The sequence below is a fragment of the Bordetella sputigena genome, assembly GCF_965137885.1.
In the GTDB taxonomy this organism is placed as follows: Bacteria; Pseudomonadota; Gammaproteobacteria; order Burkholderiales; family Burkholderiaceae_B; genus Bordetella_C; species Bordetella_C sputigena.
The window spans coordinates 403,709-416,183 of record NZ_CBCSCA010000002.1 but is presented as its reverse complement, the minus strand read 5'-3'; the positions used below and the strand labels follow the sequence as shown (position 1 = coordinate 416,183).

Annotated in this window: 12 protein-coding genes; 7 read left to right on the top strand and 5 right to left on the bottom strand. The window is 66.2% G+C overall.

Annotated features, from left to right (window positions below; all coding sequences use genetic code 11):
- Positions 1 to 58 precede the first annotated feature (58 nt).
- From fdx to ACNA0R_RS05045, 3 genes are all read left to right on the top strand, one after another.
- A complete protein-coding gene (gene fdx / locus ACNA0R_RS05055; RefSeq protein WP_415824850.1) occupies positions 59 to 400 on the top strand; it encodes an ISC system 2Fe-2S type ferredoxin in 342 nt (113 codons plus the stop codon).
- On the top strand, positions 400 to 594 hold the full coding sequence (iscX, locus tag ACNA0R_RS05050) for a Fe-S cluster assembly protein IscX (protein WP_415824849.1): 195 nt from the start codon (positions 400 to 402) through the stop codon (positions 592 to 594). Before fdx ends, iscX begins: the two co-directional genes overlap by 1 nt.
- Positions 595 to 692: 98 nt before the next feature.
- Positions 693 to 1,619: a methylglyoxal synthase gene (locus tag ACNA0R_RS05045; RefSeq protein ID WP_415824848.1), complete on the top strand. Its 927-nt coding sequence runs from the start codon at positions 693 to 695 to the stop codon at positions 1,617 to 1,619.
- A 32-nt stretch (positions 1,620 to 1,651) separates the two neighbouring features.
- Here ACNA0R_RS05045 and lysS read toward each other — a convergent pair whose 3' ends face one another.
- The 3 genes from lysS to prfB all read right to left on the bottom strand — a co-directional run bounded on the left by lysS (position 1,652) and on the right by prfB (position 5,102).
- A complete protein-coding gene (lysS, locus tag ACNA0R_RS05040; RefSeq protein WP_415824847.1) occupies positions 1,652 to 3,187 on the bottom strand; it encodes a lysine--tRNA ligase in 1,536 nt (511 codons plus the stop codon).
- An 8-nt stretch (positions 3,188 to 3,195) separates the two neighbouring features.
- Complete coding sequence (locus tag ACNA0R_RS05035) at positions 3,196 to 3,951, bottom strand: SDR family oxidoreductase (RefSeq protein ID WP_415824846.1); 756 nt, start codon at positions 3,949 to 3,951, stop codon at positions 3,196 to 3,198.
- Between the two features lie 46 nt (positions 3,952 to 3,997).
- Positions 3,998 to 5,102, bottom strand: a protein-coding gene (prfB, locus tag ACNA0R_RS05030; RefSeq protein ID WP_415824845.1) for a peptide chain release factor 2 whose coding sequence is annotated in 2 segments (ribosomal slippage) — positions 3,998 to 5,020 and positions 5,022 to 5,102 — 1,104 coding nt in all. Because the reading frame shifts where the segments join, the coding sequence is not laid out codon by codon here.
- Between the two features lie 159 nt (positions 5,103 to 5,261).
- Here prfB and ACNA0R_RS05025 point away from each other — a divergent pair.
- Complete coding sequence (locus ACNA0R_RS05025; protein ID WP_415824844.1) at positions 5,262 to 6,569, top strand: MFS transporter; 1,308 nt, start codon at positions 5,262 to 5,264, stop codon at positions 6,567 to 6,569.
- Between the two features lie 94 nt (positions 6,570 to 6,663).
- Here the strand turns inward: ACNA0R_RS05025 and recJ are convergent, their stop codons facing one another.
- Both recJ and ACNA0R_RS05015 read right to left on the bottom strand, forming a co-directional pair.
- Positions 6,664 to 8,364 (bottom strand): single-stranded-DNA-specific exonuclease RecJ, encoded by a 1,701-nt coding sequence (gene recJ, locus ACNA0R_RS05020; protein WP_415824843.1) that lies wholly within the window; start codon positions 8,362 to 8,364, stop codon positions 6,664 to 6,666.
- Positions 8,346 to 9,326, bottom strand: a complete 981-nt coding sequence (locus ACNA0R_RS05015) for a hypothetical protein (protein ID WP_415825025.1) — start codon at positions 9,324 to 9,326, stop codon at positions 8,346 to 8,348. Before ACNA0R_RS05015 ends, recJ begins: the two co-directional genes overlap by 19 nt.
- Before the next feature lie 200 nt (positions 9,327 to 9,526).
- On the opposite strand from ACNA0R_RS05015, the gene ACNA0R_RS05010 reads away from it, so the two are divergent.
- The 3 genes from ACNA0R_RS05010 to ACNA0R_RS05000 are packed head-to-tail and all read left to right on the top strand — an operon-like array spanning position 9,527 to position 12,260.
- Positions 9,527 to 10,759, top strand: a complete 1,233-nt coding sequence (locus ACNA0R_RS05010; RefSeq protein WP_415825024.1) for a lipoprotein-releasing ABC transporter permease subunit — start codon at positions 9,527 to 9,529, stop codon at positions 10,757 to 10,759.
- The gene (locus ACNA0R_RS05005) at positions 10,752 to 11,426 is read left to right on the top strand and encodes an ABC transporter ATP-binding protein (RefSeq protein WP_415824842.1); all 675 of its coding nucleotides are present in this window, start codon (positions 10,752 to 10,754) and stop codon (positions 11,424 to 11,426) included. Before ACNA0R_RS05010 ends, ACNA0R_RS05005 begins: the two co-directional genes overlap by 8 nt.
- Positions 11,427 to 11,450: 24 nt before the next feature.
- Complete coding sequence (locus ACNA0R_RS05000) at positions 11,451 to 12,260, top strand: TatD family hydrolase (RefSeq protein ID WP_415824841.1); 810 nt, start codon at positions 11,451 to 11,453, stop codon at positions 12,258 to 12,260.
- Positions 12,261 to 12,475: the final 215 nt, after the last annotated feature.

The window sequence follows — 12,475 nt, the reverse complement described above, 5'->3', positions numbered from 1 at the left end:
GGCCCGCCGCGCTCTGGCGACGGGCCGCCATCCATCAAGATACTTTTTTGATCCCATCATGCCGAAATTGACCGTATTGCCGCATCCCGATGTCTGTCCCGAAGGCAAAGTCATCGAGGACGCGCCCAGCGGCGTTTCGATCTGTCGCGTCCTGCTGGATCACGACGTCGAAATCGAACACGCCTGCGAGCTGTCCTGCGCCTGCACGACCTGTCACGTCATCGTTCGCCAGGGCTACCAATCGCTGGACGAAGCCAGCGACATGGAAGAAGACCTGCTGGACAAGGCCTGGGGGCTGACGTCCACCTCGCGCCTGTCCTGCCAGGCCAAAATCACCGATCAGGACTTGACCGTGGAAATTCCGCGGTACAGCATCAATCACGCCAAGGAGAACCACTGATGAAGTGGACCGATGTTTACGATATCGCCGCGGCGCTGGCCGACGCGCATCCGGACGTCGATCCCAATCAGGTGCGTTTCACGGCGCTGCGCGACATGGTCATGGCGCTGCCGGAATTCAATGACGATCCGGGCCATTGCGGCGAGAAAATCCTGGAAGCCATCCAACAGGCCTGGATCGAAGAGCAGGACTGAAGGACAGGCGTCACGATAATGCGGGGCGGCGGCGGTATGATCCGTAGCTGCCCCGTTTTCATCCGGCCTTCGTACGTCTTCACTGCTCCCGTCATCCCATGACCGCTCCCATCCTGCACTTCGGCCTGGCCGCGAACCGGCTTCACCACGAGACGCCGGACGCCGTGCTGTTCGACTGGTTGCGTGCCTGTTCGGCCAGCATCCGCGAAATGGGCATGCATCTCTATACCGTGGGCCGCACCCATGACGCGATCTCGCGCGAAGGCATGCTGCAGGGCTACGCCGGCCTGATACGTTATCCCTACGGCCGCGAGGGCGGGCTCATGAAGCTGGTGGCGCGCGTGACGGAAGGGCGCGATGGTACGGTGCCTTTCGACGGCGCGATCTATTTCATCGACCCGGTCGACCCTTCGTCGATATTTCCGGAGGCCCAGGCGCTGAAGCGCCAGTGCGTGACGCACGGCAAGCCCTTCATTTCCACCCTGGCTGGGGCGCGCGAATGGATAGAGGTGGAACGCCTGCACGCCGGCTTCGCCCCGGACCCGGCGGCCGCGGACTTGTTTGATTTTTCGGCGCAGACCCTGGCGCTGGTGGCTCACGATGCGCTGAAGGACGAAATGGTGGCCTTCGCCGATCAGCATTTCGACGTGCTGTCACGGTTCAGGCGGCGCGTCGCCACCGGCACCACGGGAGGACGCTTGAACGATCTGGCCTGGTCGCGCGGCTGGCCCAGGGATAAGCCGTGGACGCACCGCCACCTGAGCGGCCCGCTGGGAGGCGATGCGCAGATCGCCGAGCTGGTGCTGGAGCGGCAGTGCCAGCGAGTGATTTTCTTCGAGGACCCGCACGTGGCCCGGCAGCACGAGGCTGATATCCAATTGCTGGAGCGGGCGGTGCGGGTAGTGTCGCGGATGGCTTCCTGCGCCACGTCGCCGGCGGTGGCGCGGCGCTGGGCGCAGGCGGTGCTGTTGCGCGATGCGGGCGGCGCTGCCCAGGGCGCCGCCCTGGCCGGACAGCCGGCCTAGGCCGACGGCGGGGCGCCGGCCAGGCGGTTGTCTCAGTCCTCGCGCCGCAGGTGCGGGAAGAGGATGACGTCCCGGATGCTGGGGCTGTCGGTCAGCAGCATGACCAGGCGATCGATGCCGATGCCGCAGCCGCCGGTGGGCGGCATGCCGTATTCCAACGCACGGATGTAGTCGGCGTCGTAATACATGGCTTCCTCATCGCCCGCGTCCTTGGCTTCGACCTGGGCACGGAAGCGTTCCGCCTGGTCTTCCGGATCGTTCAGCTCGGAAAATCCGTTGGCGATCTCGCGGCCGGTGATGAACAGCTCGAAGCGTTCGGTGATGCCCGGGCGGGTATCGGAGGCGCGCGCCAGCGGCGAGACTTCCACCGGATAGTCGATGATGTAGGTGGGGTTCCACAGCAGCGCTTCGGCGGTTTCCTCGAACAGTGCCAGCTGCAGCGCTCCCAGGCCGGCACGCGCCAGCGGCGGCGCATCCACGTCGACCTTCAGCTTTTTCAGTTCGGCGCGTACGAACGCGGCGTCGTCCAGTTGCGCCTGCGTGTATCCCGGCGCGTACTTCAGGATGGCTTCGCAGATGGTCAGCCGGTCGAAGGGGCGGGAAAGGTCCAGTTCGCGATCCTGATAGGTCAGGACGGCGCTGCCGGTGGCGGCGATCGCGGCCTGGCGGATCAATTGTTCCGTGAAGTCCATCAGCCACCGGTAGTCCGTGTAGGCCGCGTAGAACTCCATCATGGTGAACTCGGGGTTGTGGCGCGGGCTGACCCCTTCGTTGCGGAAGTTGCGGTTGACCTCGAAGACGCGATCGAAGCCGCCGACGATCAGGCGCTTCAGGTAGAGCTCGGGCGCGATGCGCAGGAACATTTCCATGTCCAGCGCATTGTGGTGCGTGACGAAGGGTTTGGCCGCCGCGCCGCCCGGGATGGGGTGCAGCATGGGCGTTTCCACTTCCAGGAAGCCGGCGTTCAGCATGTACTGCCGTATCGCGCCTATCGTCTTGCTGCGCGCCTCGAAAGTACGCCGCGTGGCGTCGGTCATGATCAGGTCGACGTAGCGCTGGCGATAGCGCAGCTCCTGGTCGGCCACGCCGTGGAATTTGTCGGGCAGGGGCCGCAGCGACTTGGACAGCAGACGGGCCTGCGACGCGTGGATGGACAGTTCTCCCTTGTTCGTCTTGAAGACCGTACCTTCGACCGCGATGACGTCGCCGATATCCCATTGCTTGAAGGCCGTGTAGCTGTCGTCGCCCAGGACGCCGCGGTCCAGATAGATCTGGATACGGCCGCTGGCGTCCTGCACCGTGGCGAAGCTGGCCTTGCCCATGACGCGCTTGAGCATCATGCGGCCGGCGACCTTGACCACCTTGGCCTGCGCGGCCAGGGTTTCCTGGTCCGCGTCGTCATAGCGCGCGTGCAGGTCTGCCGCGCGGGCGTCGGGCGTGAAGTCGTTCGGAAAGGCGGGGCCGCTTTCACGCAGTTTGGCCAGCTTGGCCCGCCGTTCGGCGATCAGGCGATTTTCATCGCGGCCGGCCTGGTCCTGTACGGTGGGGGCGGTCGAAGAGTCGGTCATGGTACGGATTAGTTGTAATTGCGGATGTCATCGATTTCGGTGTTGCCGAAATCGTCGCGGTCCAGGTAGGCGGCGATGCGCGCGGCCACGTCGGCCGGCGCGGCCAGCTTGCCGCTGGCGTGCAGGTCCTGGAAGCGGGAAAGGGCCGGGAAGTCAGCCGGGTTGCTGCCGCGGATGACGCCCTGCATGTCGGTGTCGACGACGCCGGGGGCCAGCGAGACGAACCTGGCGCCGTGGGCGTCATGTTCTTGCTTGGCGACACGCGTATACATGTCCAGCGCGGCCTTGGTGGCGCAATAGACGCCCCAGCCGGCGGTCGGGTTGCGGCCGGCGCCGGAAGAAATGTTCAACACGCGGCGGTCGGCCTGCAGGTCTCGCGTCGCCGCCAGAAAGCGCGACGTCAGCAGCATGACCGCTACCACGTTCAGGTTCAGGGCCTGGTTGATGGCGGCCGCGTCGTCCAGGCTGTCCACCGATGAGACGGGATTCACCGTGCCGGCGTTGTTGATCAGCACGTAGCGCTTGGCGTCGCGCGGCAGCCCGGCGGCCAGGCGCTGCGCGACGGCGGTCGTCGCGGCCGTATCCGAGAGGTCGACGGCGATCTGTTCCAAAGCCGCACCCTGGCCGGAGGCATGGGCCGCCAGTTCGGGATCCTGGCGCCGCGCCAGGGTAATCAGGCGGGTGCCGGGCCGGGCCAGCTGGCGCGCCAGGGCGGCGCCGATGCCGCGGGAAGCGCCGGTCAGAATGACTACGGATTGGGTCATGGAATGGCCTTTGTGCGCGAACGTCGATGGGAGGACAGGCGGGGCGTCAGACGCCCTGTTTCAGGCTGGCCTGGATGAAGGGATCGAGATCGCCGTCCAGGACTTTTTGCGTATTCGAGATTTCCACGTTGGTGCGCAGATCCTTGATGCGGCTCTGGTCCAGCACGTAGGAGCGGATCTGGTGGCCCCAACCCACATCGGTCTTGGAGTCTTCCAGCTTCTGCTGTTCGGCCATCCGGTTGCGCATCTCCAGCTCGTACAGGCGCGACTTCAGCATTTGCATGGCTTCCGCGCGGTTGCGGTGCTGCGACCGGTCGTTCTGGCATTGCACGACGATGCCGGTGGGCATGTGCGTAATGCGGACCGCGGAGTCGGTCTTGTTGATGTGCTGGCCGCCGGCGCCGCTGGCGCGATAGGTGTCCACGCGCAGGTCGGCCGGATTGATCTCGATTTCGAAGGAGTCGTCGATTTCCGGGTAGACGAAGACGCTGGCGAACGAGGTGTGGCGGCCGCCGGAGGAATCGAAGGGGCTTTTGCGCACCAGGCGGTGCACACCGGTTTCGGTGCGCAGGTAGCCGAAGGCGTATTCGCCTTCCACCTTGATGGTGGCCGATTTGATGCCGGCGACTTCGCCTTCGGATTCTTCCAGGACTTCGGCCTTGAAGCCCTTGCGCTCGCAGTATTTCAGGTACTGGCGCAGCAGCATCGATGCCCAATCCTGAGCCTCCGTGCCGCCGGCGCCGGCCTGGATGTCCAGGAAGCAGTTCAGCGGATCGGCCGGATTGGAGAACATGCGGCGGAATTCCAGGCCTTCGAGCTTTTCCTGGAAGGCGTCGGCATCCGTTTCGATGGACAGCAGCGTGGCGTCGTCCGCGTCGGCCGCGGCCAGGTCGAACAGCTCGGCCGCATCGGCCAGCCCGCTACCCAGCGCGGACAGCGTCGCGACGACATCTTCCAGGCTTTTCTTTTCACGGCCCAGGTCCTGGGCGTGCTTGGGATCGTTCCAGACCTCGGGGTTTTCGAGTTCGGCGTTTACGACTTGCAGGCGCTCGGATTTGGCATCGTAGTCAAAGATACCTCCGTAGCGCCTTTTCGCGCTCCGCGTAGTCGGCGAGGCGGGCGGCGATCTGGTTCTGGCGTTCGGCTTCCATGGCTATCCTGGCTGATGGCCAGACTGGGAATCTGGCTGAATTTCGAAAACCGACCATTTTAGCCTGCCTTGCCTGTTCCGCGCTGTGGTTTTGTTCAGGTTTAAGTCAGCTTTGCCGACTAGCCTGCGTGGCACAACTATCCCGAAACGGAGGAGACGAATGGAAACCGTGATAAACCCCGGCGCCTCGGCGCCATCGACCAGCGCGGAGGATCCCCTCTATCGCAAGGTAACCCTGCGGCTGGTGCCTTTCCTCGTGCTCTGCTACGTGGTGGCGTACCTGGACCGCGTAAACGTGGGTTTCGCCAAGCTGCAGATGCTGCAGGACCTGCAATTCAGCGATACGGTCTACGGACTGGGAGCGGGGATTTTCTTCCTGGGCTATTTCATCTTTGAAGTGCCCAGCAACATCATCCTGCATCGCGTCGGCGCCCGCCGATGGATCGCGCGCATCATGATTACCTGGGGCATTATTTCCTCGGCCATGATCTTCGTAACGACGCCGGGCATGTTCTATCTGCTGCGGTTCCTGCTGGGGCTGGCGGAGGCCGGGTTCTTTCCAGGCATCATCCTGTATCTGACCTACTGGTTCCCGCACGCGCGCCGCGGCCGCATCACGACCTTCTTCATGACGGCGGTGCCGTTGTCTGGCCTGATCGGCGGGCCCATCTCGGGCTGGATCATGCATACCTTCCACGGCGATCACGGCATGGCCGGCTGGCAGTGGCTGTTCATCCTGGAAGGCCTGCCTTCGGTGATCATCGGCCTGATCGTGCTGTGGTACCTGGACGATCGCATCAGCCAGGCGAAATGGCTGACCGAAAGCGAGCGCGCCACGCTGGCCCGCAATATCGAGGCCGAGGAAAAGACCAAACAGGACCCGCCCATCCGCGAAGCGATGACCAAGCCGCGCGTCTGGGCCATGGCCAGTATTTATTTTTCCTTCGTCATGGGCCTGTACGGCGTCGGTTTCTGGATGCCCACGCTGATCCGCAATACCGGCGTGCAGGACCCGCTCACGATCGGACTGCTGACGGCGGTGCCCAATCTGTTCGCGGTCATCGGCATGATCCTGATCGCGCGCAGCTCGGACCGCCGACATGAACGCCGCTGGCATCTGGCCATTCCGTCGTTGATCGGGGCGGTGGGCCTGGTGGTGTCCGCGATGTATAGCGGCAATACGTGGATCGCCATTCTGGCGCTGACGGTGGCGAACGTGGGAATCTGCACCGTGCTGCCGCTGTTCTGGAGCCTGCCCACCGCGGTGCTCGGCGGCACGGCGGCCGCCGCCGGGATTGCGTTGATCAATTCGGTGAGCAATCTGGCGGGTTTCATCAGCCCGTATCTGGTGGGCTGGCTGAAGGACACGACGGGCTCGACCAGCAGCGGCATCTATGTGTTGGCCGCCTGCCTGTGCGCGGGCGCGCTGATCGCATTGGCGCAGCCGGCCAAGCTGGTGAATCGCTGAGGCGTCGCGTCCGATTGCGCGGCGGCCAGCGGTCGCCGCGCGGCGGCAGGGGCGACCGGACGGTTCTCCGCGCCATGCGGCGGCCGCCGGCCCATCAAGCCGCGTGTTCGACCACCAGTTGCACGGACACGCGGCCATTCCACACGTTCTGCTCCAGCCGGTAGGCCACGTCTACCGTGTCCGGCAGCAGGCGCGTCTGGCCGAACCAGATCGCGTCGAAGCGCTGGTACCCGCGTTCCAGCGTCAGCTTCAAGTGCTTGTCGCCCAGCAGACGCTGCGAGCGGATCTGGAAGGTGTCCAGGAATAGCGGCGCGGCGAAGCCCGAGCCCCAGACCTGCTGCTGCAGCAGCCCAGCGACGTCCGCATTGGCGTAGCCGGATTCCAGCGAGCCATCGGTTTCCAGCACCGGCTCGAAATTGTCGCGGCCGGTCAGTTCGCGTACCGCCGCTTCGAAGGCCGGGGCAAAGCGCGGGAAATCGGCCCTGCCGACGGTGAGCCCGGCCGCCATGGCGTGGCCGCCGAACTTGCGGATCAGCGTGGGATCGCGCTTGGACACCAGGTCCAGCACATCGCGCAGATGGACGTCCGGAATGGAGCGGCCCGAACCGCGCAGTTCGTCTTCGCCGGCCGGCGCGAAGGCCAGCGTGGGGCGCCAGAATTGGTCCTTCAGCCGCGAGGCCACCAGTCCCACCACGCCCTGGTGCCAGCTATCGTCGTAGACGCAAACCGTGGCGCCCGCGGCCGCTTCGGCCTGTTCCATGGTCGCCATCGCCTGTTCACGCATCGTCGCTTCGATCGTGCGCCGGTCGCGATTGATGGCGTCCAGTTCACGGGCGATTTCGAGCGCGCGCGCCTCGTCGTCGGTGGTCAGGCAGGCGATGCCCAGGCTCATGTCGGACAGGCGGCCGGCGGCGTTGATGCGCGGACCCAGTGCAAAGCCCAGGTCGAACGCGCTGGCGGCGCGGGGCTCGCGGCCGGCCACCGCGTATAGCGCGCGCAGGCCCGCTTGCATGCGGCCGCTGCGTATGCGCTGCAGGCCTTGCGTGACCAGCAGGCGATTGTTGGCGTCGAGCTTGACGACGTCGGCGACCGTGCCCAGGGCCACCAGGTCGGACAACGTGTCCAGGCGCGGACCGCCGTCGGCCGGATAGACGCCGCGGCGGCGCAGTTCGGCCCGTAGCGCCAGCATCAAATAGAAAATGACGCCGACGCCGGCCAGGTTCTTGGACGGGAAACCGCAGCCCGGCTGGTTGGGATTGACGATGGCCAGCGCGTCCGGCAAGCGGTCGCCGGGCAGATGGTGGTCGGTGATCAGCACGCCTATCCCGGCGGCGTTGGCGCTGGCCACGCCGTCGACGCTGGCGATGCCGTTGTCCACGGTGACGATAAGGTCGGGTTTGCCGGCGTGATGGCGGCAGGCCAGTTCCACCACGGCGGGCGACAGGCCATAGCCGGTTTCGAAGCGGTTGGGAACCAGGAAATCGACGATGGCGCCCATGGCGCGCAGCGCTCGCAGCCCGACCGCGCAGGCGGTGGCGCCATCGCAATCGTAGTCGGCCACGATAAGCAGGCGCCGCCGCTGCTGGATGGCGTCGGCCAGGATTACCGCGGCCTGGTCGGCGCAGGTCAGATGCGCGGGCGGCACCAGCGCGGGCCACGCCAGCCGCGTCTGGTCGGGATGCGCGACGCCGCGCGCGGCCCAAAGGCGCGCCAGCAGCGGATGTATGCCGGCGGCTTCCAGCAGCCGGCTTATCGAGGGATCGCCGGAGCGTACGGTCAGACGGGGGGAGACCACCAGGTCCTCCAGGATTGTTCGCGCGCGGGTAGCCAGCGCAGCAGCGGGTTGCGCGGTTGCAGCGCCAGTGTGGCGCGGCGGTCTCGGCCCAGCAGCAGCAGGGTCAGCGGCTGCAGCGGACGGCCTTGGGTGTCGGCGCGCGGCTTCAGTGTTTCGGCGTCCAGGCGTTCGATGGCTTGTAGCCAGGCGGCCCAGTCTTCGGCCTGGGACGCCGCGAGCAGCTGGTCCGCCGACGGCGGCACGGCGGATGGCGCCGTGGCCGCCGGCGTGCGTGGCCAGGGCAGGGCGCCGCCATACAGCCAGACACCGTTCAACGGTAATTGGCCGCGCGCCATGCGCTGGTCGTTGACTGGATGGTCGTACCACGCCATCTGTATTTCATTGAGCAGGCGGCGCCAGGGGCGGGCGGCGGCATCCTGTGTCCACCAGCTGTTCAGCGGCTGCCCCGCCACCGCGGCGGGACTGGCGCTGGGCAGCGCCATGCCGTGCGGGATGGCGACGCGCCAGCGGAAGGACTGCAACGGTGTGGCCTGGAATGGTGTGCCATCGAAGAGCGGACGTGCCGCTTCGAACAAGGCGGCGCCTTCGGCGGCCGTTACGTCCAACGCCTGCGGCGGCACCAGGCTGGCGCGGTCCGTGCCCAGCGCGATGTGGGCCAGGTCGGCGATCCAGACCGGTTCGCGCGCCTCGGCCGTGGGTTCGGATGTGGGCGCGGATCCCGCCGCGGTCGTGCGGCCACTCGCCATGTCGCCGTCCGGCGCCGCGCCGGCCACGATATCGTTGCCCGCTGGCGCCGCAAATCCCGGGTCGACGTCCGCCGCCAGGAAGGGGCCCAGGCCCGCCCCTATGGGCTGTCCCGGAACGGGACGGAAACCCGCCTGCTCCAGCTGCCAGGCCTCGTAAGGCGTACAGCCGTGTTCGTGGGGATCGAAGCGCGCCTGGCGGCCCGTGCCCTGGCGCATCCAGGCATACAGGGTCGGGGCCGCCGTGGGCAGCCGCTTGGCCAGCTCCGCGGCGATGGGCGCGCTGGGGGGCAGCACGCCGGGAAGGACGATTTGCATGGCCGCGATTGTAGTGCGCCCGGCCGTGGGGCCGTTAATGCCATAATGCGCGGGTGCTGAAATTACCTTACGAATTGTGGATAGGCGCCCGCTACGCGGGCATGGCCCGCATCCGCCAGCGTCGCGGGCGCCGCGACCGTTTCATCTCGTTCATCGCCGCCAGTTCGATGGCGGGCATCGCCTTGGGCGTGGCCGCGCTGATCATCGTGCTTTCGGTCATGAATGGCTTCCAGAAGGACGTACGCGATCGCATGCTGTCGGTGTTGCCGCATATCGAACTGTACGTGCCTGGCGGCAATCCCGAGAACATCCTGAACCAATGGCAGGCCTTGGCCAAGGCCGCGGAGGCCAACAAAGAGGTCCGCGCGGCGGCACCCTTCGTCGCCGCCCAGGGCATGCTGGTGCGGGGCCAGGCGCTGCGCGGCGTGCAGGTGCGGGGCATCGATCCGCAGACGGAGGGCCATGTATCCGATATCCCGCGGCAGATGGTGGCCGGCAAGCTGGACGACCTGAAGCCCGGTTCCTTCGGCGTGGTGCTGGGCCGCGACCTGGCGTCGGACCTGGGCCTGCAGGTGGGCGACACGGTTTTGCTGCTGGCGCCGCAGGCATCCATCAGTCCGGCGGGGTTCGCGCCGCGCATGCGCCAGTTCACGGTGGTCGGCGTGTTCTCGTCCGGGCACTACGAATACGATTCGTCGTTGGCCTTCGTTGACGATGAAGACGCGGCGAAAGTGTTCCGCGATAGCGGCACCGCCGGGGTTCGCCTGCGCATCGACGATATGCAGCGCGCGCCGCAGGTCGCCGCGGAACTGGCCAAGCAGTTGCCGCCGTACATCATGGCCAGCGACTGGACGCGCAACAACCGCACGTGGTTCGCCGCCGTGCAAACGGAAAAGCGCATGATGTTCCTGATCCTGGCGCTGATCGTGGCGGTGGCCGCCTTCAATCTTTTGTCTTCGCTGGTCATGGCGGTCAAGGACAAGCAGTCGGACATCGCCATCCTGCGCACCCTGGGCGCCAGTCCGGGCGAAGTCGCGCGCATTTTCCTGGTGCAAGGGGCGTTGATCGGTATCGTCGGCACGCTGCTGGGCGTGGTCGGCGGCATGCTGATCGCCTACAACATCGAGACCATCGTGCCGTTCATCGAACGCCTGCTCGGCATTCATTTCCTGCCGCGCCAGATCTACTTCATCAGTGAACTTCCCTCGGATCCCGAGATGACGGACATCATCACCATAGGCGTGACCTCGCTGGTGCTGTCGCTGCTGGCCACGCTCTATCCCAGCTGGCGCGCGTCGCGCCTGCAACCGGCCCAGGTGCTGCGCCATGACTGATTACGCGCTGCACGCGGAAAACCTGACCAAGGTCTACGACGAAGGCCCCGCGCGCATCGAGGTCCTGCGCGACGTCAGCGTGTCGATCCGGCGCGGCGAAATGCTGGCCATCGTCGGCGCATCGGGCTCCGGCAAGAGCACGCTGCTGCATATCCTTGGCCTGTTGGACGTGCCGACGCGGGGCAAGGTGGTTGTGGATGGGGTCGACGCCGCCGGACTGGCGGAAGGGGCCAAGAGCACGCTGCGCAACCGCGCCCTGGGCTTCGTCTATCAATTCCATCACCTGTTGGCGGAGTTCTCCGCGCTGGACAACGTCGCCATGCCCTTGATCGTGCGGCGCATGGATCGCGATGCCGCCAGAAAGCAGGCGCAGGTGGTACTCGAACAGGTCGGCCTGGCGGCGCGCGCGCTGCATTTCCCGGGGCAGTTGTCCGGCGGGGAACGGCAGCGCGTGGCGCTGGCAAGGGCGCTGGTCACGCGTCCCGTCTGCGTGCTGGCGGATGAACCCACGGGCAATCTGGACCGCAATACCGCCCACAGCATGTTCGAACTGCTGGTCCGCGTGAACAAGGAATCGGGTACGGCCTTTGCTATCGTCACGCACGACCATGAACTGGCCAGCCGCGCCGATCGGCAACTCGCCATGGAGCAGGGCCGTCTGGTATAGCGGCAACGGGCCCCCGGAGTCCCCATGCTGATCGATACCCACTGCCATCTCGACGCCCAGGAGTTCGACCAGGACCGTACGCAAGTCGTTGCGCGCGCCGTCGAGGCCGGCGTGCGCGCGGTCGTGATTCCGGCGGTGGGCCGGGGGAATTTCCAGACGGTACGCGACCTGGCGCATGCCATGCCTGGCGGCGCCTATGCCCTGGGCATCCATCCTTTATTCGTCGGCGCGGCATGGGACGACGACCTCGCGGCGCTGCGCGCCGCCGTCGAAGCCGCGATGGACGATCCCCGCTTCGTCGCCATCGGTGAAATCGGCCTGGACTTCTTCGTCAAGGAAATCGCCAGCGGCGAAGCCCGCGACAAGCAGGAACGCTATTACGCCGCGCAGCTGGATCTGGCGGCGGAGTTTGGCTTGCCCGTGCTGCTGCACGTGCGGCGTTCGCAGGATATCGTCTTGAAGCATCTGCGCCGGCATCCTGGCGTGCGCGGCGGTATCGCGCATGCTTTCAATGGCAGCGAGCAGCAAGCCCGCGGTTTCATCGACTTGGGATTCGCGCTGGGGATAGGCGGGGCGATGACATTCCCCCGCGCCCTGCAGATCAGGCGGCATGCGCAGCAACTGGGATTGGAACATCTGGTCCTGGAAACCGACTCGCCGGACATTCCACCGGCATGGCTGCATGAGCCTGACCGCCGCAATACGCCGGCTCAGGTCGCGGGCGTGGCGCGGGCGCTGGCGGAACTGCGCGGTACGGACGCGACCGCCGTGGCGGCCGGCACGGCTGCGACGGCGTTGCGGGTGTTGCCGCGGCTGGTGCCCGTGGTGGCCTGACTCGCCGGGCAGCCGTGCGCTGCACTTTGCGCAGAATCCGCATCCATTGGTAATCCCGCCGTCATATGGTGGATTGCATCCGATATTGGAAAAAAGATTTTCGCGTATCCGGGTTTATACCTAGGTCTGTGCGGCGCAGAATGCAGCTCATGGGGAACAGCAACGGACGCCGCGAACCCAGGCTCGCAGAGCAGAAGCGTCCGGCCCTTCCGAAT